Below are 19,359 nucleotides of genomic sequence, written 5' to 3' on the forward strand. Positions count from 1 at the left end.
GATGAGCACGCCCACGCTCGCCGTGTTCAAACTGGCCTCCTGCGACGGCTGCCAGCTCACCCTGCTGGACTGCGAGGACGAACTCCTGGCGCTGGCGGGCAAGGTGGAGATCGCGCACTTCCTGGAGGCGACCAGCGCGGTGGCGCCCGGCCCGTACGACCTGTCCCTGGTCGAGGGCTCGGTCACCACGCCCGGGGACGCCGAACGAGTCCGCTCCATCCGCGCCGCATCCCGCCACCTGGTGACGATCGGCGCGTGCGCGACGGCCGGCGGCATCCAGGCCCTCAGGAACTTCGCGGACGTCAACGAGTACCGGCGCACGGTCTACGCCCGCCCCGAGTACATCTCCACGCTCGCCACCTCCACCCCCGTATCGGCCCATGTGGACGTCGACTTCGAGCTGCGCGGCTGCCCGATCGACCGGCGCCAGCTCCTCGAAGTGATCACCGCGTTCCTCGCCGGCCGCAAGCCCGACATCCCGAACAACAGCGTGTGCTTCGAGTGCAAGCGGCGCGGCACGGTCTGCGTCACCGTCGCCCACGGCACCCCCTGCCTCGGCCCGGTCACACACGCCGGATGCGGGGCGCTCTGCCCGGCGTATCAGCGTGGCTGCTTCGGCTGCTTCGGCCCGTCCGGGTCGGTGAACCTGCCCGCGCTGATCCCTCTGCTGCGCCGCGACGGCCTCGACGAGGACGCCGTCGAGCGGTTCCTGCACACCTTCAACGCCGCCGCATTCGACAAGGAGTTGAGGAAGTGACCCACCGCGGATCCCGTGTGCTGCACGTCGGCTCGCTCTCCCGGGTCGAGGGCGAGGGCGCGCTGCGCCTGCATGTCCACGACGGCACGGTCACCGAGGCGCGGCTGGAGATCTACGAGCCGCCGCGCTTCTTCGAGGCGTTCCTGCGCGGCCGGTCGTACACCGAGCCGCCGGACATCACGGCCCGGGTGTGCGGGATCTGCCCGGTGGCGTACCAGATGAGCGCGTGCGCGGCGATCGAGGACGCCTGCGGGGTGAGAGTCGATCCGGTGATCCGTGATCTGCGACGGCTGCTGTACTGCGGCGAGTGGATCGAGAGCCATGCCCTGCACATCTACCTCCTGCACGCACCGGACTTCCTGGGCCGCCCGAGCGCGATCGACCTGGCGCGCACGCACCGGGCCGAGGTCGAACGGGGGCTCAGGCTGAAGAAGGCGGGCAACGCCCTGATGGAGCTGCTCGGCGGGCGGGCCGTGCACCCGGTGAACGTGCGCCTCGGCGGCTTCCACCGGGCGCCGACGCGCGCCGAACTACGGCCGCTCGCCGAGGAGTTGAAGCAGGCACTCGACGACGCATGGGAGACCGTGCGCTGGGTGGCCGGCCTCGACTTCCCGGACGCCCACACCGACGCCGACCTCCTCGCGCTGGCCGCCCCGGACACGTACGCCATCGAGAGCGGCATCACCGCCTTCGTGCGGGCCGACGGCACCACCGGCTCCTTCCCGCTGCGGGACTTCACCGACCGCGTCACCGAGACGCACGTGGTCCACTCGACCGCGCTGCACTCTCGGCTCGACGGGCGGCTGCACCTCACCGGCCCGCTCGCCCGGTTCGCGGTCGGCGGGCACCTGCTGTCGCCGGTGGCACTGCAGGCGGCGGTCGAGGCGGGGCTGGGCGATCCGCGCGAGGGCGCCGTGTGCCGCAATCCGTACCGGTCCATCCTGGTGCGGGCGGTGGAGACCGTGTACGCCGTCGACGAGGCGCTGCGGATCATCGAGGCGTACGAGCCGCCCGCACGCCCGTACACGGAGGTGCCGCCGGTCGCGGGCGTCGGGCACGGTGCGACCGAGGCGCCGCGCGGGCTGCTCTACCACCGTTACGAGCTCGACGCCGACGGCATCGTCACCAGCGCTTCGCTGGTTCCTCCCACCGCGCAGAACCAGGGCGCGATCGAGGACGACCTGCGGCGGCTGGCCCAGCGGGCCATCGGCGAACACGACCCGGACGACGCCGAGTTGACGGCCCTGTGCGAGCGGGCGATCCGCAACCACGACCCGTGTATCTCGTGCTCCACCCATTTCCTCGACCTGACGGTCGTCCGCACCTCGGGAGACATCCCGGGAGACCTTTCGGGAGGCTGCGATGCCTGAATCTCCGTACACCGTGAGCGATGTGATGACGCACACCGTCGTCGCCGTCGGCAGTGAGGCGCCCTTCAAGGAGATCGTCGAGCTGCTCGACCAGTGGAAGGTCAGCGCCCTGCCGGTGCTGGCCGGTGAGGGCCGGGTCGTGGGGGTGGTCTCGGAGGCCGACCTGATGGCCAAGGAGGAGTTCCGGGACACCGAAGAGGGCGATCTGGCGGAGCGGGCCAAGGCGGCCGGTGTGACGGCGGGTGAGCTGATGAGCGCGCCGGCCGTGACCGTGCACGCGGACGCGTCGCTCGCCGAGGCCGCCCGCATCATGGCCCGCCGGCACGTGAAGCGGCTGCCCGTCGTGGACGGGGTCGGCCTCCTGCAGGGCGTGGTCAGCCGTGGCGACCTGCTCAAGGTCTTCCTCCGCTCCGACGAGGAGATCGCGGAGGAGATACGGCACTCCGTCCTGAACCGGCTTCCGGTCACCACCACCCTGACGGTGTCGGTGGCCGAGGGCGTGGTCACGCTGGGCGGAACCATGCCCGACCGCACGCTCGTCCCCGTGGTGGCCCGGGCGGTACAGGCCGTGGAGGGGGTCGTCGACATCCGACTGGACCTGACGCACCGATGAAGTACCTCGACGAATACCGCGATCCCGTGCTCGCCCGGCGGCTGCTGGACGAGCTGAGGGAGACGGCCACGCGCCCCTGGCGGATCATGGAGGTGTGCGGCGGCCAGACCCACACCCTGGTCCGCCAGGGCATCGACGAGCTGCTTCCCGCCGGGATGCGGATGATCCACGGACCGGGCTGCCCGGTCTGCGTGACCCCGCTGGAGACCCTGGACCGGGCCATGGCCATCGCCGCCCGGCCCGGCGTGATCCTCACCAGCTTCGGCGACATGCTGCGCGTGCCCGGCACGGACACCGACCTGCTGTCGCTGCGGGCGCGGGGCGCGGACGTCCGCGTCGTCTACGCCCCGATGGACGCCGTACGTCTGGCCGCCGAGCATCCGGACCGCGAGGTGGTCTTCCTCGCGGTCGGCTTCGAGACGACCGCGCCTGCCAACGCGATGGCGGTACTGCACGCGGCCCGGCTCGGGCTGACGAACTTCTCGATGCTGGTCAGCCACGTCCTCGTGCCGCCCGCGATGACCGCGCTGCTCGACGACCCGGACTGCGAGGTGCAGGCGTTCCTGGCGGCCGGGCACGTGTGCGCGGTGATGGGCTGGCGCGAGTACGAGCCGATCGCCGCCCGGTACCGGGTGCCCATCGTGGTCACCGGGTTCGAGCCGCTGGACCTGCTGGAGGGCATCCTCATGGCCGTACGGCAGCTGGAGTCCGGGCGGTACGAGGTGGAGAACCAGTACGTGCGGGCCGTGCGCCGCTCCGGCAACACCGACGCCCAGGACGCCGTCCGCGAGGTGTTCCGGGTCACCGACCGGGCGTGGCGCGGCATCGGGCCGCTGCCGGACAGTGGGCTCGAACTGGCCGAGGAGTACCGGCGGTTCGACGCGGCACGCCGCTTCGACGTGGGGGGACTGTGCCCCGTCGAGGACGCCGAGTGCATCGCCGGCGCCATTCTCACCGGGGCGAAGCTGCCCACCGACTGCGCCGCGTACGGCACCCGTTGCACGCCCCGTCATCCCCTGGGCGCGCCCATGGTGTCGTCCGAGGGCACCTGTGCCGCCTTCCACGCGGCCGGACGCACTCCTGCGAGGAGCACGGCATGACCATCGAATGCCCCACCCCGAAGCATGAAGAAGAGGTCGTGCTCCTTGGCCACGGCGCCGGTGGCCGCCTCACCGCGGAGCTGCTCGACCAGCTGGTCCTGCCCGCTGTCGGCGACGTCGGAGGCCCCTTGGAGGACGCCGCGCTGCTGCCCGGCTACCGGGAACTGGTGATCAGCACCGACAGCTTCGTCGTCAGCCCGCTCTTCTTCCCCGGCGGGGACATCGGCTCCCTCGCCGTCCACGGCACGGTCAACGATCTCGCCATGCGGGGCGCGTGGCCGTTGGCGCTGTCCGTGTCCCTCATCGTGGAGGAAGGTCTGCCGCTGGCCGAACTCCGGGCTGTTCTGGCCTCGTTGGGGAAGGCGGCACAGGACGCCGGTGTACCCGTGGTCACCGGGGACACCAAGGTCGTGGGGCACGGCGCCGCCGACAAGCTCTTCATCAACACCACCGGTATCGGGCAGCGGCACGGCCCGCTGCAGCCGTCCGCCACGCTGGCCCGCCCCGGGGACACCGTGCTGCTGTCCGGGCCGATCGGGCTGCACGGCACGACCGTGCTGAGCACCCGCGAGGGCCTCGGCTTCGAGAGCGACATCGCCTCCGACACCCGGCCGCTGCACCGCCTCGTACGCGCTCTGGCACCGCTCGGCGCCGCCGTCCACGTACTGCGCGACCCGACCCGGGGCGGACTCGCCGCCGCCCTCAACGAGATCGCCCGTGACTCGTCCGTCGCCGTCGAGATCGAGGAGAGCGCCGTCCCCGTGCCCGAGGCGGTCGCCTCGGCCTGCGACCTGCTGGGCCTGGACCCGCTGATCGTCGCCAACGAGGGCTGTCTGGTCGCCTTCGTCGCCGCCGACGCGGCCGAGGGCGCGCTGGCCGCGATGCGGTCGGTGGCCGAGGGCGCGGCGGCGGTGCGGATCGGCGAGGTGCTGCCGGACGGGCCGCGGGGGCGGGTGACGCTGCGGACCCTGGTCGGCGCGCGGCGCATCGTGGACATGCCGCTCGGGGAGCAACTGCCCCGTATCTGCTGACCGTCGTCACCACAGGGCGACGACCGGGCCGTGCAGGAGCACTTCGAGGGGCTGGGTGTGGAAGGCCGCCATGACGCCGTGGCCCGCCGCGCACAGCAGGACGCGCTGGAGCGCCTGCCCCGTCAGCAGCCGGTCCGGACGGCTGCCGTACGAGGTGGACAGCACGGCGACAGTCCCCGCACCGGCGCCGTGCCTGCGCGGCGGGACGGTGAACCGGCGGGCGAGGCCGAGGAAGTCGCGGCCGGCGAGCAGCGTGCCGTCCGGGTGGTGGCGGCACGCCTCGGCCCAACCGCGGGAGCGCCCATGGACATGCGCCCGCTGTTCGGCTGGGCTCCCGTCGACGGGCGCCCAGGCGGTCCACAGGAGGCAGCACCGCGGCGGCGGAGCCGACACTACTTGACACGCGGGGACCGTCCGCCCCGGGCCGGATGGCCTCGAAACGGCGCCCGATCGGCCCTCCTGCGCGGCCCCGTCGTCATCTCCCCGAACCTGCGGTATCGGCGCACGCTGACGGCATGACCGGCAAACAGACACCCCTCAGCAACGGATCATGGCACCTGAAAGGCTTCATGATCCTCACTCCGTCGCAGATCGAGGTCGCGGCCGGAGAGGAGTTCACTTCGTCCGTGACCGTGTGGCCCGCGGGACCGTGGCACAGCGTCAGTGCGTCCGCACCCGCCGGATCAGGCCTGCACGTCACGGTGACCGGCCACAAGGTGACGGTCACCGGGCGTCTTGGAAGCGTGGGCGAGACGCACTCCGTCCTGGTGACCGTGCGGGACGGCATGGAGCTCGCGCATGACACCCTGACCGTGGAGGCCGCCGAAGTCCCGCCGCACCGCACACCCTTCAGCGCCCGCCGGCACCGTCTCCGGCGTTGACCACGCTCAACGAACCGGCTCTTGACCGGCGCACCATCCGGAGGACCTGCGCGACGGCCATGTCGGCGCCGACCGCGGCCTTGATCTCGGCAACGGGGTCGTGCGTACGAGTGTTGACGATCTTGTCCGCCCCCAGCCGGTGGGCCATGCCCAGCGTGTCCGGCTCGATGTCGACGGCGGTGACGAAGGCGGGCCGTACGGCCCTCGCCGGGGGACGTCCGGCCCCTGCTCTCGCAGGTGGCGTACGTGGACCGTTGAGATGCACACCGGAAACAGCGTGCCCAACCGGGCGGCGGCGAACGGCGGTACCTGCCATGTACGCGACCCACACACGTGTCGATCACGCGGCCAACTACTTGGTGCGAGCGGGCATCACCGCTCCCTCGCTGTTCAACACCCAGCCGTGGCAGTTCGTCGGCCGGGAGGCGCAGCTCGACCTGTACGCGGATCCCGCGCGCCGGCTCCCGCTCGCCGATCCGGACGGGCGGGAGATGGTCATCAGCGGCGGCGCGGCCCTCTTCAACGTGCGGCTCGCGATGCGGCACCTGGGCTTCCTGCCCGTCGTACGTTCCTTCCCCGACCCATGGAATCCGGTCCACCTCGCACGCGTCAGCTGGGGGTCGTACGTGCCACCGGGCAACGACGAGGAGCTGATGTTCCGCGCCGTACGGCAGCGGCGCACGCACCGCGGGCCGTTCCAGTCCTCGCCGCTCGCGCAGCCGTTGATCGACGAGCTGCGCGACCACGCCGACGCCGAGGGAGCCGAGCTGCACACCGTGGACTCCCGGAGCGAGCGGGCTCGCCTCGCGGACCTGGTCCGCACCGCCGAACGCGTGCAGCGGTCCCATCCCGGACACATCGCCGAACTGGCCTCCTGGACGCGTGCGTCCCACGGCGACCGCCGAGACGGCGTGCCTCTGGAGGTCTGCCCCTACCACCCGGACTGCACCGCTCTCCCGGACCGCGACTACCTCGGCATCGCCCGCACCATGCCGTCCCCACCGGCGGTGTGGCCCACCAGAACCGGCCTGGTTGCCCTCATCACCACGCAGCAGGACTCCCGTCATGACTGGCTGCGCGCCGGGCAGGCCCTCCAGCGCGTCCTGCTGTACGCCACTGCCCACGGGGTCGCGGCCGCCTTCCACACCCAGCCCCTGGAACTGCCGCGCCTGCGCGCGGAAGTGCGGGCGGCCATACCCAGCGGCCAGTTCCCCCAGATGATCCTGCGCCTCGGCCACGCCGCAGGGGACCGCCCGCTCCCCCGACGGTCCGCCACATCCCTGCTCTCGGCGGGGTGAGGTGGAGCATCGGGTACGGCGACATCGGGGTCTGGGGCGCGGTGGTGGCCCTGGCCGTGCTCACCGGCAAGGCCCGCCGGTGGCCGAGGCATCACCGCCCAGGCGGATGCGGCCAGTTTGAGCGGGGACCGGTGTCGCGCGCCGAGACATGTGTCCGCTACCTGACCTGCGAGGCGGCGTTTCCGCGCAACCACCGGGCACTGCCGGTGCCCCACAACGCCGTAGGGCCGCTCGGCCCCGAGCCGACGCCGATCGGCCCGTCCTCTTCCGCGACACCACGAAAGCGGGGCGCCGCCGCGTATCGCGGTGGCGCCCCGGTCCGGGCCGACTGTTTCAGAGCAGCCAGCGGTTGCGGCTGACGAACGGCAGCCGCGCCCAGACCTTGCCCAGGCCCCAGGTGGCGCCGGCCCCCGCCGCCGCGAGGGCGATCAGGACGACGGCGTAGATGAGGTGGTAGTCGACGAACGGGTTCGTCGACATGCTCGCCGCACCGTCGGACAGGTGCTTGGCGGGCGGCCACTCGGCGATCCACATCAGCGCCATCATCGCGGTCCCGGCGACGGCCGCGAGCCGCAGCCCGATGCCGGCGGTGACGGCGAGGCCGATGCCCAGCAGACCGAGCATGAACAGCCAGTCCGCCCAGGTGTCGCCCGCCCAGCCTTGGAGGGTGGACTCCATCGGCCCGACGGCCACGCCGCTGAGGAAGCCCTTGGTCGGCGAGCCACCGTCGATCCAGCCGTTGCCGGACTGGGTCGCGTAGCCGAAGCCGAAGGTCTTGTCCAGGAACGCCCACAGGAAGACGAACCCGGTCAGGACGCGGAGCCCGGCGAAGACGTACGCGCGGGTCGCCGTCGCCGCCGCGGTGGTCGTGTCGGCGGACGCCGGTGCCGCCGTCCCGGTCCTGCGCAGGGACGGGAAGTGGAATCCCGGGTGCCGTTGCGGGTGGTTGTGGACTGCCATGATGCTCATCCCTTCCAAGGGGGTGACGCGCGGGGTATCGACAACTCTCCTTGCGTCTCCAATGTCCCGCTCCGCCAAGGGAGTTCGGAGGGGCTGCGAGGCCCGGAGAACTGGGCCGAACGTCCCGTCTCTGCGGGTCCGTTCAGCCGTCCCAGGTCCAGTCGGCGACCTCGGGGAGATCGACACCGTGTTCACGGATCCAGTCGTGGTGGCGCAGCCGGGTGTCCTCCATCAACTGCCGTACGGGGGCCGCCCGTACGGCCAGGCCCGGGACGCGGTCGATGACGTCCATGACGAGGCGGTAGCGGTCGAGGTCGTTGCGGACCACCATGTCGAACGGCGTGGTCGTGGTCCCGATCTCCTTGTAGCCACGTACGTGGAGATTCGCATGGCCGACCCGTCGGTACGCGAGGCGGTGGATCAGCCACGGGTAGCCGTGGTAGGCGAAGATCACCGGCTTGTCGCGGGTGAACAGGCCGTCGTACTCGAAGTCGCTCATGCCGTGCGGGTGTTCCTCACGCGGCAGCAACCTGGCCAGGTCGACGACGTTGACGACCCGGACGACCAGCTCCGGCAGATGGGTGCGCAGCAGCTGTGCGGCGGCCAGCACCTCCTGGGTGGGGACGTCGCCGGCGGCGGCGAGTACGACGTCCGGCTCCCGTTCGCCGTTCTCCGTACCGGCCCACTCCCAGATCCCGGCGCCCCGCGCGCAGTGGGCGCGGGCCTGGTCCATGGTGAGCCAGTCGAAGCAGGGCTGCTTACCGGCGACCACGACGTTGACGTAGTCGCGGCTGCGCAGCACGTGGTCGGCGACGGACAGGAGGGTGTTGGCGTCCGGCGGCAGATAGACCCGTACGACTTCCGGGCTCTTGTTGAGGACGTGGTCGACGAAGCCGGGGTCCTGGTGGGAGAAGCCGTTGTGGTCCTGGCGCCAGACGTGCGAGGTCAGCAGGTAGTTGAGGGAGGCGATCGGCGCGCGCCAGGGCAGTCGGCGGGTGACGCGCAGCCACTTGATGTGCTGGTTCACCATCGAGTCGACGATGTGGACGAAGGCCTCGTAGCAGGAGAAGAGTCCGTGCCGGCCGGTGAGGAGGTAGCCCTCCAGCCAGCCCTGGCAGGTGTGTTCGGAGAGGATCTCCATCACCCGGCCGTGCCGGTCCAGGTGCTCGTCGACCGGAAGGTGCTGGGCCTGCCAGGCCTTGCCGCTGGCGTCGAAGACGGCCTGGAGCCGGTTGGAGGCGGTCTCGTCCGGGCCGACGAGACGGAAGTCGCGGCGGCCGCTGGTGTCGTGCATGACGTGCTCCAGCAGATCGCCGAGGACCCGGGTGGGCTCGTGCAGCGTCGCGCCGGGCTTGTCGACCGGAACGGCGTACCGGTCCAGCTCCGGCAGGGGCAACTCGCGCAGCAGCAGCCCGCCGTTGGCGTGCGGGGTGGCGCCCAGGCGCCTGGCGCCCTCGGGAACGCAGGCCAGCACCTGCTCGCGGGGGCGGCCGTGCTCGTCGAAGAGTTCCTCGGGCTTGTACGAGCGCAGCCAGGTCTCCAGCTGTCGCAAGTGCTCGGGGTTGTCGCGGACAGCGGCCAACGGGACCTGGTGGGCGCGCCAGGTGCCCTCCACGGGGAGACCGTCGACCTCGGCGGGCCCCGTCCAGCCCTTCGGGGTGCGCAACACGATCACCGGCCAGTGAGCCCGTTCAGCGACGCCGTCCTCGCGTGCGGTGCGCTGCATGAACTCGATCCGGTCCAGGGCGTCGTCCATGGCGGCGGCCATCGCCCGGTGCACGGTCATCGGGTCGTCGCCGGTGACGTGGATCGGGGAGTGGCCGTATCCGCGCAGCAGGTCGTCGAGTTCGGACTCGGGCAGCCGGGCCAGGACCGTCGGGTTCGCGATCTTGTAGCCGTTCAGGTGCAGGATCGGCAGGACCGCCCCGTCGTGGACCGGGTCGAGGAATTTGTTGGAGTGCCAGGAGGCAGCCAGCGGCCCGGTCTCCGCCTCGCCGTCGCCGATCACGCAGGCGACGAGGAGGTCAGGGTTGTCGAGGGCGGCCCCGTACGCGTGCGAGAGCGAGTAGCCCAGCTCGCCACCCTCGTGGATCGAGCCCGGCGTCTCGGGCGCGACGTGGCTGGGGATCCCGCCGGGGAACGAGAACTGCTTGAAGAGGCGCGCCATGCCGTCGGCGTCCCGGCTGATGTCCGGATATGTCTCCGAGTACGAACCCTCCAGCCAGGAGTTGGCCACGACAGCGGGACCGCCGTGTCCAGGCCCCCAGATGCACAGGGCGTTCTGGCCTCGGGCCTTGATGACGCGGTTGAGGTGAGTGTGGACCAGGTTCAGGCCCGGGGACGTGCCCCAGTGGCCGAGCAGCCGCGGCTTGACGTGCTCCGGGCGCAGCGGCTCGGTCAGCAGCGGGTTGGACATGAGGTAGATCTGGCCCACGGACAGGTAGTTCGCGGCGCGCCAGTGGGCGTCCAGCGTCCTCAGCTCGTCGTCCGTGAGCCGGGCGGGCGCCTGCTGCGTGTCGACGGACATAGGGGATTCCCTTCCGGGTCGGGGCATGGGCCGGCGTACCTGCCGGTCCGCACCTCCCCACTCTCCGCCCGCCCAGCGGGTACCCGACAGGGCCTACCGGGGCATCCCTCGGATCGCGTGGTGCCGTTCACCCGCTCGGCACGACGACCACCGGGCAGTGGGAGCGGTGCACCAGGGTGTGCGCGACCGGCCCCAGCTGCGGGCCGAGCCGGCTGGTGCGGCGGTGGGCGCCGATGACGACGACGTCGGCCTCGCGGGTGGCCTCCAGCAGTGCCTGCGCCGGGTCGGTGCGGACCGTGCGGGTCTCGATTCCGACCTCGGGGTGCTGCTGCCGCAGCCGGGCCATGGCGAATCGCGGCACGGCCTCCTCGGTCCGGTCCTGCTGGGCGAGTTGGCGCTGTCCCGGGCTCGTCGCGGGCACGGGTGAGGGTAGCTCGGGGGTGATGTGCCGGTGGGTCCAGGAGTGCAGGACGCGCAGTCGGGCGCCGCGCCGCTCCGCCTCCTGGAAGGCGTAGGCAGCCACGTCCGCGTCGGTGTCGTCGGCCAGGCCGAGCAGCACCTCGCCACCGTCCCCGCACGGATGGTCACCGCGTACCACCAGCAGCGGACTGTGCGCGTGCGCGGCTAGACGCACACTCACCGAACCGAGCAGCAGACCGGTGAGCCCGCCCAGTCCGCGGGTGCCGACGACGGTGAGCGCGGCGCCTTCACTCTCGCGCGCCAGCGCGTCCACGGCGCCGCCCTCCGCGGCCGACGCCACCACCGGCAGGCCGGGGTGACGCTCTCGGACCCGGGAGGCGGCCGACGCCAGAACCGGCCCGGCCTCGTCACGGTCCGGCACGGCGTACACGATGTGCAGCGCCGCGCCGCGGAGCGCCGCCTCGTCCGCGGCCCGGTCCAACGCCCGTACGGCGACCAGCGAGCCGTCCACTCCGACGGCCACGTAGTGGAGCGTCATGGTGCAGTTCCCTTCTGTTCCGTGCTCGGGTGCGCGGGGTGTTCGGCGGGAAAAGGCCGAGGACGGTGGCGAGTTGGCCGCCGGTCGGCTCGACTGGTTCCCACGGTGGCTCCGTGGACGATGCTCGTCGTCGGCGGACTCGCGGGGCAGGGGCCGTGAGCACCTGCCGACGCGCCGAGCGCCCCTTGTCGGAGGGCCGAACGGCCTCGGGCGCGGCAGGGAGCAGAGAGCCGGGAGAGGCGGCGACGGCGGGGATTCCGCTCCGGAGCCGTGAGCCCCGCAGTGCCATTGGGCCCGGAGAAGAGCCGGGACTGTGGTCCGTTCGGCCCCAGTGGCAGGACCGTACGGCGCTGTCCTGGCGGCACGCCCGCCCGCGAGGGTGTCGTCCACGGGCCGGCGACCTCCGTGGCCGGTCCGGCCTTTCCCCTGCCGCCCACCGAACCCGGGGTGCGCGCAACCCCGTACACGAGGAGGCCCGCCGTGGAGCTGGCGCTGGCTCAGGAGACCGTGGCCCGATGGCAGTTCGGCATCACGACCGTCTACCACTTCCTGTTCGTCCCGCTCACCATCAGCCTGGCCTTCCTCGTCGCGGGGCTGCAGACCGCCTGGGTGCGCACGGGCAAGGACAAGTACTTCAAGGCAACCCGCTTCTGGGGCAAGCTCTTCCTGATCAACGTCGCGATGGGCGTGGCCACCGGCATCGTGCAGGAGTTCCAGTTCGGCATGAACTGGTCGGCCTACTCGAAGTTCGTCGGTGACGTCTTCGGCGCCCCGCTCGCCATGGAGGCGCTGCTCGCGTTCTTCTTCGAGTCGACCTTCATCGGCCTGTGGATCTTCGGCTGGGACAAGCTGCCGCGGAAGATCCACCTGGCCTGCATCTGGCTGGTGGCGATCGGCACGTTCCTGTCGGCGTACTTCATCCTGGCCGCCAACTCCTGGATGCAGCACCCGGTCGGCTACGAGGTCAACAAGGTCACCGGTCGCGCCGAGTTGAACGACATCGCGGCCGTGCTCTTCCAGAAGACCACCCTGGTCGTCGTCTTTCACACCCTCACCGCGGCCTTCCTCACCGGTGGCGCGTTCATCGTCGGCATCGCCGCGTACCAGCTGCGCCGAGCGTCGAAGGCCGCGAAGCCGGACACCCCCGGCCGGATCGCCGCCATGCGTACGTCGCTGCGCCTCGGCCTGGTCACGGTCGTCATCGCCGGTCTCGGCACGGCGCTCAGCGGCGATGCGCTCGCCAAGGTGATGTACGAGCAGCAGCCCATGAAGATGGCCGCCGCCGAAGCCCTCTGGGAGACGGAGGAGTCGGCCCCCTTCTCCCTCTTCGCGTACGGCGATGTCGACGAGGGCCGCAACACCGTCGAGGTCGAGATACCCGGGCTGCTGTCCTATCTCGCCAAGGGCGACTTCACCTCGGCGGTGCCCGGCATCAGCACCGTCGAGGCGCTGGAGAAGGCGAAGTACGGCGATCTCGCCGACGACTACAAGCCCAGTATCCCCACCGCCTATTGGTCGTTCCGCTGGATGATCGGCTTCGGCATGGCCTCCTTCGTGATCGGCCTCGCCGGGCTGTGGCTGACCCGGAAGAAGCGGTGGCTGGCCGCCGACAGGCGGCGCGACGAGGTCGAGGTCCCGCTGCTGATGCTCACCCCGAACCGTGGGCTGGGCCCGACCCTGAACACCTGGGCCTGGCGGTTCGCGGTCCTCACCATGGGCTTCCCGCTGGTCGCCAACTCCTTCGGCTGGATCTTCACGGAGATGGGCCGCCAGCCCTGGAGCGTGTACGGGCTGATGACCACCGCCGACGCGGTCTCGCCGGGCGTCTCCGTCGCCGAGCAGATCACCTCACTGAGCGTCTTCACCGCCCTGTACGCCGTACTGGCCGTCGTCGAGGTGCGGCTGCTCGTCAAGTACGCCAAGGCCGGCCCCGTCGACGAACTGCCGCCACCGGAGGTCCCCTCACTGCGCGGCCCGACCGCCGACGAGGACACCGACCGCCCGATGACCTTCGCCTACTGACGGCCTGACGAGAAAGAACGGATCATGGAGCTGCACGACGTCTGGTTCGCCCTGATCGCCGTCCTGTGGATCGGCTACTTCTTCCTGGAGGGCTTCGACTTCGGGATCGGCATCCTCACCAAGCTGCTCGCCCGCGACGAGGCCGAGCGCCGGGTGCTCATCAACACCGTAGGCCCGGTGTGGGACGGCAACGAGGTGTGGCTGCTCACCGCCGGCGGTGCCACCTTCGCCGCGTTCCCGGTCTGGTACGCCACCCTGTTCAGCGGCTTCTACCTGCCGTTGCTGGCCATCCTGGTCTGCCTGATCGTCCGTGTCGTCGCCTTCGAGTACCGCGGCAAGCGCGACGACGCGCAGTGGAAGCGCAACTGGGAACACGCCCTGTTCTGGACCTCCCTGCTGCCCGCGTTCCTGTGGGGCGTGGCCTTCGCGAACATCGTCCACGGCGTGAAGATCGACGCCGAGGGCGAGTACGCCGGTACAGTGTTCGACCTGCTCAACCCGTACGCCCTCCTCGGCGGCCTCGTCACGCTCGCCCTGTTCACCTTCCACGGCGCGGTCTTCTCGGCGCTCAAGACGCGCGGCGACATCCACGACCGGGCCCGGGCGCTGGCCGGCCGGGCGGGCCTCGCCACCGCCGGGCTCGCGCTGGTCTTCCTGCTGTGGACCCAGGGCAGCGGTGGCAATGTCCGCAGCCTCGTCGCGCTCGTCCTCACCGTGGTCGCGCTGCTCGGCGCTCTCGCCGCGAACCAACGGGCCCGCGAAGGCTGGGCGTTCGCCCTCTCCGGCGTCACCGTCGCCGGGGCGGTCTCGATGCTCTTCCTCGCGCTCTACCCGGACGTGATGCCGTCCAGCCTGAACACGGCATGGAGTCTGACGGTGAGCAACGCCTCCTCGTCGGCGTACACGCTGAAGGTCATGACCTGGGTGGCGGCGATCATGACGCCGGTGGTGCTGCTCTACCAGGGCTGGACGTACTGGGTGTTCCGCAAGCGCATCGGTGTCGAGCACATCCCGGCCTGAGAGCCGATGAAGCCGTACCGTTCCACAGCCCGACATGACCGCCATAGAGCGGGCGGGTGCCCCTGAGGACCGTCGCGGACACTGCTTCCGCGCCCTTGGGGATCGGGTCCAGGCCCGGAGCAGACCAAGGCTCCGGGGCCAGCGCCAGACCCGTCGGAGCGCTCGCCGGGGCGTCGCTGGGTGGCCGGTCCGAGAAACAAAGGAGGAGATGGCGTCGCAGGGCCGCGTAGCACAGGTGCTCGCGCGCGTCGGAGCGGATGATCCCGTTGTGGTCCCCAGGAAGCACAGAGACGTCCGGGAAGACATCCTGCGCCGACGCGGGCGGAACAATGTTGTCCGTCTGTCCCGCGAACACCGCGAAGGGGGTGGGGCAGGTCCGCTCGGTGATCGCGGTGGCACGCACGATGTCTCGCATGACGACGCGGTGCGCTTCCGTGATCTCCTCGCTGAGTGGCCGCAGGTCCCGCTCCTGCGGATTGCCCTTGAGCAGTCCGCGTCGGAACGGCTACCCACCTGGGACCGGGCAGGCGAGTCGCTGAAACCAGTCCACCTTGCCAACGTCCGGCCACACCGGCACGACAACCACACCCGGACCGCAGCCGCCGCCGACGCACCGTCGGACACCGCCATCGCCGTTGTCCGGTTGGTGACGCACGCCAGTCGTGACCACCGTGCTGGTGGCGGCGTTCCCGCCGGAGTGCTCGGGCGACGTCTCCCCGCGCGCCGCCGCCCGCTCTGTCACACGGCCCGCAGGCCGTGCGCCCGGAACTGCTCGCGCACCCGCTCGATGAGGTCCGGGTCCGGTACGGGAGTGTCACGCAGCGCGAAGGGGATGCCGAGGGAGTCGTACTTCGCGGCGCCGAGTTTGTGGAAGGGCAGGATGTCGACGCGGTCGACGTTACGCAGGCCGGCGAGGAACGCGCCCAGGCCGTCGACGGAGGCCTCGTCATCGGTCCAGCCGGGGACCAGGACGTAGCGGATCCACACGGGGATCCCGAGTCGGTCCAGGCGGGTGGCGAAGTTGAGGGTGGGGGCGAGTTCGCCGCCGGTCAGCTCCCGATAGGTGGTGATGTCGAAGGACTTGATGTCCAGGAGGACCAGGTCGGTGTCGGCGAGGAGTCGGTCGGTGGCGCGGGCGCCGAGGAAGCCGGAGGTGTCCAGGGCGGTGTGCAGTCCGGCCTCCTTGCAGCGGCGCAGCACGGCGGCGGTGAAGGCGGGCTGGAGCAGCGGTTCCCCGCCGGTGATGGTGACCCCTCCCCCGGCGGTGGTGACGAAGGCCCGGTACGTGTCGATCTCCGCCATCGCCTCGCCGGCCGTGACCTCCCGACCGTCGCGCATGTGCCAGGTGTCGGGGTTGGCGCAGTACAGGCAGCGCAGCGGACAACCGCTGAGGAAGAGAACGAACCGCGTCCCGGGACCGTCCACGCCGGTGGACAGGTCCCAGGAGTGGATCCGGCCCGTCACCGGCGCGACCGTGGTGCTCACAGCGATCCGTGGAAGGTACGGCTGATCACGTCGAGCTGCTGCTCGCGGGTCAGCCGGACGAAGTTGACGGCGTAACCGGACACCCGGATGGTCAGCTCCGGGTACTTGTCGGGGTGGTCCATGGCGTCCTCCAGCGTCGCCCGGTCCAGGACGTTGACGTTCATGTGGAAGCCGCCGGAGGCCATGTAGGCGTCGAGGATGCCGACCAGGTGGCCCGGCCGCTCCTCCGGGTGGTGCCCCAGCCCCTCGGGAGTGATCGTCGTGGTCAGTGAGATGCCGTCACGGGCCTGCTCGTAGGGCAGTTTCGCGACCGACAGCGCGCTGGCGGCGACCCCGTGCCGGTCACGGCCGTTCATCGGGTTGGCGCCGGGCGCGAAGGGCTCCCCGGCGCGCCGGCCGTCGGGGGTGTTGCCGGTGTGCTTGCCGTAGACGACGTTCGAAGTGATCGTCAGCACCGACTGGGTGTGTTCGGCGTCCCGGTAGGCGGGGTGGCGGCGGACCTTGGACATGAAGGACTTCACCAGGCCGGCCGCGATGGAATCGACACGGTCGTCGTTGTTGCCGAACGCCGGGAAGTCGCCCTCGGTCTCGTAGTCCACAGCCAGTCCGGTGTCGTCCCGGACCACCTTCACCCGGGCGTACTTGACGGCCGAGAGGCTGTCCGCGGCCACCGACAGTCCGGCGATGCCGCAGGCCATGTAGCGGTACACCGGGTGGTTGTGCAGCGCCATCTCGATGCGCTCGTAGGCGTACTTGTCGTGCATGTAGTGGATGACGTTGAGGGTGTTCACATACGTCTGCGCCAGCCAGTCCAGCATCCGGTCGTACGCGGCCGACAGCTCCCCGTACTCCAGGTACTCGCCGGACAGGGCGCGGGCCTGGGGCGCGACCTGTTCACCGGTCATCTCGTCCCGGCCGCCGTTGACCGCATACAGCAGCGCCTTGGCCAGGTTCACCCGCGCCCCGAAGAACTGCATCTGCCGGCCCACCGTCATCGCCGACACACAGCACGCGATCGCGGTGTCATCGCCGGTCCGCGGCCGCAACAGGTCGTCGGACTCGTACTGCACGGCGCTGGTGTCGATGGACACCCGGGCACAGAACTCCTTGAAGGCGGAAGGCAGTCGAGGCGACCACAGCACGGTCAGGTTGGGTTCCGGGGCCGGGCCGAGGTTGTAGAGCGTCTGCAGGAAGCGGAACGACGTGCGGGTGACCAGCGTGCGCCCGTCACCGCCGATACCGCCGATGGACTCCGTCACCCAGGTCGGATCACCGGAGAACAGCGCGTCGTACTCCGGGGTGCGCAGGAACCGCACGATCCGCAGCTTGATCACAAAGTCGTCGATGAGCTCCTGCGCCCGCCTCTCGTCGATGACACCCTCCGCCAGATCCCGCTGGAGATAGACATCCAGGAACGTGGAGGTGCGCCCCAGCGACATCGCGGCACCGTTCTGCTCCTTCACCGCCGCCAGGAAACCGAGGTAGAGCCACTGCACCGCCTCATGGGCGGTGGCGGCGGGCCGGCTGACATCGCAGCCATACGAGGCGGCCATCCGGCCCAGTTCACCCAACGCCCGTATCTGCTCGGCCAGTTCCTCACGGTCCCGGATGACATCCGGGCTCGAAAGCCGCCCATCCAGCACAGCACGCTCGGCCCGCTTGGCCTCCACCAGCCGGTCGGTACCGTACAGCGCGACCCGCCGGTAGTCCCCGATGATCCGGCCACGACCGTAGGCATCCGGCAGACCGGTGATGATCCCGGCCCTGCGCGCGGCCCGCATCTCAGGGGTGTACGCGTCGAAGACACCGTCGTTGTGGGTCTTGCGATACGTCCCGAAGACACGCGTGACGAAGGGATCCGCCTGGTAGCCGTACGCCTCCAGACTGTTCTCCACCATCCGCAGCCCGCCACCCGGCATGATCGCCCGCCGCAGCGGGGCATCGGTCTGCAAGCCCACGATCAACTCCCGGTCGCGGTCGATGAAACCCGGCCGGTGCGAGGTGATGGTGGACGGGGTGCCCGGGTCGACATCGAAGACTCCCTTGCGCCGCTCCTCGGGGAAGTGAACACTGACCTTGCCCCAGACCGCCAGGGTCCGCTCCGTCGGACCGACCAGGAACCCCGAATCCCCTTCATACGGCGTGTAGTTGGCCTGGATGAAGTCACGTACGTCGACACGGTCACGCCAGAGTGTCCCGGCGAAACCACGCCATGCCTCGGCCCCTCGGCTGCCAGCTGTCACCGTTGCGGTCATCGCCGGATGTCCTCTCCCTGTTGTCACACGTGCGTCTCTCACTGCAGATGCTCGTCTTCCGCTGTGCTCACGGGCAGTGCCGGACAGGGCCTGCGAACGGCGCCATCCGTCCCCGGGCCATGGGGCCGTTCGGCCCACCAGCCCCGCCCGGACCGACTCAGCCGATCGACAGATCGGGACGCACTAGCGTCCCCGACCTGCCGTGGACGATCTCGTACGCCGCGTCGAGGGCGCCGATCGCGGCCAGGCCACCGGTGCGTTCGACGAACCGGGCTGCGGCCTCCGTCTTGGGGCCCATGGAGCCGTCGGGGTAGCCACCGCGGCGCAGGTCGTCCGGAGTGGCGTCCAGGACGGGCTGCGGGTCGTGGGTGCCATAGCCGTCGTAGACGCACGGGACGTCGGTGAGGATGAGCAGGAAGTCGGCCTTGAGGTCCTCGGCGAGGAGGGCCGCAGTGAGGTCCTTGTCGACGACCGCGTCCACTCCGTGCAGCGCGCCGGTGTCGCTGTCGGCGGTGACGGGAACGCCTCCGCCGCCGGCGCAGATGACCAGCGCGCCGCAGGTGAGCAGGTCATGGATGGCCTCGGTCTCCACGATCCCCTCGGGCGAGGGGGAGGCGACGACCTGGCGCCACCCGGTGGCGTCCTTGGCGATGTGCCAGCCCCGCCTTCGCGCGAGGGAGCGGGCGACGTCGCGGGGGTAGACGGGGCCGACGCGCTTCGTGGGCCGCGCGAAGGCCGGATCGTCGGGCCGTACCAGGGTGTGGGTGACGAGTGCGGTGATCTTGCGGCCGGGCAGCGCGTCGTGCAGGGTCCGGACGAGCAGCGAGCCGATCAGGCCCTCGGTCTGGGCGCCGAGCAGGTCCAGCGGATAGGGGGCGGTCAGGACCGGGTCGGCCGCGCTCTCCATGGCGAGCAGACCGATCTGCGGCTCGTTGCCATGGGTGATGACGACCTCGTGTTCGAGGGCGAGGGCGGCGACGGCGGTGGCCACCCGGTCGATGTTCGCCTGCTGTACGGCTGCGTCGGGGCGATCACCCCGGCGCAGCAGGGCGTTGCCGCCGAGGGCGATGACGATGCGCACG

Annotated in this window: 17 protein-coding genes; 9 read left to right on the top strand and 8 right to left on the bottom strand. The window is 70.9% G+C overall.

Features of this window, described 5'->3' with window-relative positions; translation table 11 throughout:
• The first annotated feature begins 1 nt into the window (after window position 1).
• From AC5DRG_RS09550 to hypE, 5 genes are read left to right on the top strand one after another with little or no spacing between them, the layout of a single operon-like run.
• Window positions 2-757 carry an NADH-quinone oxidoreductase subunit B family protein gene (locus AC5DRG_RS09550; protein ID WP_491809565.1) on the top strand — a complete coding sequence of 252 codons (756 nt, stop codon included), beginning with the start codon at window positions 2-4 and terminating at the stop codon, window positions 755-757.
• Window positions 754-2,127, top strand: a complete 1,374-nt coding sequence (locus AC5DRG_RS09555; RefSeq protein WP_491809566.1) for a Ni/Fe hydrogenase subunit alpha — start codon at window positions 754-756, stop codon at window positions 2,125-2,127. The genes AC5DRG_RS09550 and AC5DRG_RS09555 overlap by 4 nt, the downstream gene beginning before the upstream one ends.
• Window positions 2,120-2,740, top strand: a complete 621-nt coding sequence (locus AC5DRG_RS09560; protein WP_491809567.1) for a CBS domain-containing protein — start codon at window positions 2,120-2,122, stop codon at window positions 2,738-2,740. The genes AC5DRG_RS09555 and AC5DRG_RS09560 overlap by 8 nt, the downstream gene beginning before the upstream one ends.
• Window positions 2,737-3,840 (top strand): hydrogenase formation protein HypD, encoded by a 1,104-nt coding sequence (hypD, locus tag AC5DRG_RS09565; RefSeq protein WP_491809568.1) that lies wholly within the window; start codon window positions 2,737-2,739, stop codon window positions 3,838-3,840. The genes AC5DRG_RS09560 and hypD overlap by 4 nt, the downstream gene beginning before the upstream one ends.
• Window positions 3,837-4,871, top strand: a complete 1,035-nt coding sequence (gene hypE, locus AC5DRG_RS09570; protein ID WP_491809569.1) for a hydrogenase expression/formation protein HypE — start codon at window positions 3,837-3,839, stop codon at window positions 4,869-4,871. Before hypD ends, hypE begins: the two co-directional genes overlap by 4 nt.
• Before the next feature lie 6 nt (window positions 4,872-4,877).
• Here the strand turns inward: hypE and AC5DRG_RS09575 are convergent, their stop codons facing one another.
• Window positions 4,878-5,264: a hypothetical protein gene (locus tag AC5DRG_RS09575; protein WP_491809570.1), complete on the bottom strand. Its 387-nt coding sequence runs from the start codon at window positions 5,262-5,264 to the stop codon at window positions 4,878-4,880.
• 122 nt (window positions 5,265-5,386) lie between these two features.
• Between AC5DRG_RS09575 and AC5DRG_RS09580 the strand changes: the two genes are divergently transcribed.
• A complete protein-coding gene (locus AC5DRG_RS09580) occupies window positions 5,387-5,752 on the top strand; it encodes a hypothetical protein (protein ID WP_491809571.1) in 366 nt (121 codons plus the stop codon).
• Here AC5DRG_RS09580 and AC5DRG_RS09585 read toward each other — a convergent pair.
• Window positions 5,721-6,017, bottom strand: coding sequence for a hypothetical protein (locus AC5DRG_RS09585; protein ID WP_491809572.1), 297 nt, complete (start codon window positions 6,015-6,017; stop codon window positions 5,721-5,723). The genes AC5DRG_RS09580 and AC5DRG_RS09585 overlap by 32 nt on opposite strands.
• A gap of 49 nt (window positions 6,018-6,066) precedes the next feature.
• Here AC5DRG_RS09585 and AC5DRG_RS09590 point away from each other — a divergent pair, with 49 nt between their 5' ends.
• Window positions 6,067-7,050, top strand: coding sequence for an Acg family FMN-binding oxidoreductase (locus AC5DRG_RS09590; RefSeq protein ID WP_491809573.1), 984 nt, complete (start codon window positions 6,067-6,069; stop codon window positions 7,048-7,050).
• Between the two features lie 333 nt (window positions 7,051-7,383).
• Here the strand turns inward: AC5DRG_RS09590 and AC5DRG_RS09595 are convergent, their stop codons facing one another.
• The 3 genes from AC5DRG_RS09595 to AC5DRG_RS09605 form a co-directional block, all read right to left on the bottom strand.
• A complete protein-coding gene (locus AC5DRG_RS09595; protein WP_491809574.1) occupies window positions 7,384-8,010 on the bottom strand; it encodes a hypothetical protein in 627 nt (208 codons plus the stop codon).
• Between the two features lie 142 nt (window positions 8,011-8,152).
• Window positions 8,153-10,537, bottom strand: coding sequence for a phosphoketolase family protein (locus AC5DRG_RS09600; protein ID WP_491809575.1), 2,385 nt, complete (start codon window positions 10,535-10,537; stop codon window positions 8,153-8,155).
• A 127-nt stretch (window positions 10,538-10,664) separates the two neighbouring features.
• Entirely contained in the window at window positions 10,665-11,495 is an 831-nt protein-coding gene (locus AC5DRG_RS09605; RefSeq protein ID WP_491809576.1) for a universal stress protein, read from the bottom strand.
• 480 nt (window positions 11,496-11,975) lie between these two features.
• Here AC5DRG_RS09605 and AC5DRG_RS09610 point away from each other — a divergent pair, with 480 nt between their 5' ends.
• A complete protein-coding gene (locus AC5DRG_RS09610; protein WP_491809577.1) occupies window positions 11,976-13,517 on the top strand; it encodes a cytochrome ubiquinol oxidase subunit I in 1,542 nt (513 codons plus the stop codon).
• Window positions 13,518-13,541: 24 nt separating this feature from the next.
• A complete protein-coding gene (gene cydB, locus AC5DRG_RS09615) occupies window positions 13,542-14,537 on the top strand; it encodes a cytochrome d ubiquinol oxidase subunit II (protein WP_491809578.1) in 996 nt (331 codons plus the stop codon).
• A 738-nt stretch (window positions 14,538-15,275) separates the two neighbouring features.
• Here cydB and pflA read toward each other — a convergent pair.
• The 3 genes from pflA to AC5DRG_RS09630 form a co-directional block, all read right to left on the bottom strand.
• Window positions 15,276-16,022 carry a pyruvate formate-lyase-activating protein gene (gene pflA, locus AC5DRG_RS09620; RefSeq protein WP_491809579.1) on the bottom strand — a complete coding sequence of 249 codons (747 nt, stop codon included), beginning with the start codon at window positions 16,020-16,022 and terminating at the stop codon, window positions 15,276-15,278.
• Entirely contained in the window at window positions 16,019-18,277 is a 2,259-nt protein-coding gene (pflB, locus tag AC5DRG_RS09625) for a formate C-acetyltransferase (protein ID WP_491809580.1), read from the bottom strand. The genes pflA and pflB overlap by 4 nt, the downstream gene beginning before the upstream one ends.
• A gap of 157 nt (window positions 18,278-18,434) precedes the next feature.
• Window positions 18,435-19,358, bottom strand: coding sequence for a carbamate kinase (locus tag AC5DRG_RS09630; RefSeq protein ID WP_491809581.1), 924 nt, complete (start codon window positions 19,356-19,358; stop codon window positions 18,435-18,437).
• Window position 19,359: the final 1 nt, after the last annotated feature.

Source organism: Streptomyces sp. JLBG701 (genome assembly GCF_058544905.1).

Bases quoted from the DNA above. Each gene is read 5' to 3' on its own strand.
- AC5DRG_RS09550 (WP_491809565.1), top strand. From the start codon at position 2: ATGAGCACGCCCACGCTCGCCGTGTTCAAACTGGCCTCCTGCGACGGC.
- AC5DRG_RS09560 (WP_491809567.1), top strand. From the start codon at position 2,120: ATGCCTGAATCTCCGTACACCGTGAGCGATGTGATGACGCACACCGTC.
- hypD (WP_491809568.1), top strand. From the start codon at position 2,737: ATGAAGTACCTCGACGAATACCGCGATCCCGTGCTCGCCCGGCGGCTG.
- hypE (WP_491809569.1), top strand. From the start codon at position 3,837: ATGACCATCGAATGCCCCACCCCGAAGCATGAAGAAGAGGTCGTGCTC.
- AC5DRG_RS09580 (WP_491809571.1), top strand. From the start codon at position 5,387: ATGACCGGCAAACAGACACCCCTCAGCAACGGATCATGGCACCTGAAA.
- AC5DRG_RS09590 (WP_491809573.1), top strand. From the start codon at position 6,067: ATGTACGCGACCCACACACGTGTCGATCACGCGGCCAACTACTTGGTG.
- AC5DRG_RS09595 (WP_491809574.1), bottom strand. From the start codon at position 8,010: ATGGCAGTCCACAACCACCCGCAACGGCACCCGGGATTCCACTTCCCG.
- AC5DRG_RS09600 (WP_491809575.1), bottom strand. From the start codon at position 10,537: ATGTCCGTCGACACGCAGCAGGCGCCCGCCCGGCTCACGGACGACGAG.
- AC5DRG_RS09605 (WP_491809576.1), bottom strand. From the start codon at position 11,495: ATGACGCTCCACTACGTGGCCGTCGGAGTGGACGGCTCGCTGGTCGCC.
- cydB (WP_491809578.1), top strand. From the start codon at position 13,542: ATGGAGCTGCACGACGTCTGGTTCGCCCTGATCGCCGTCCTGTGGATC.
- pflB (WP_491809580.1), bottom strand. From the start codon at position 18,277: ATGACCGCAACGGTGACAGCTGGCAGCCGAGGGGCCGAGGCATGGCGT.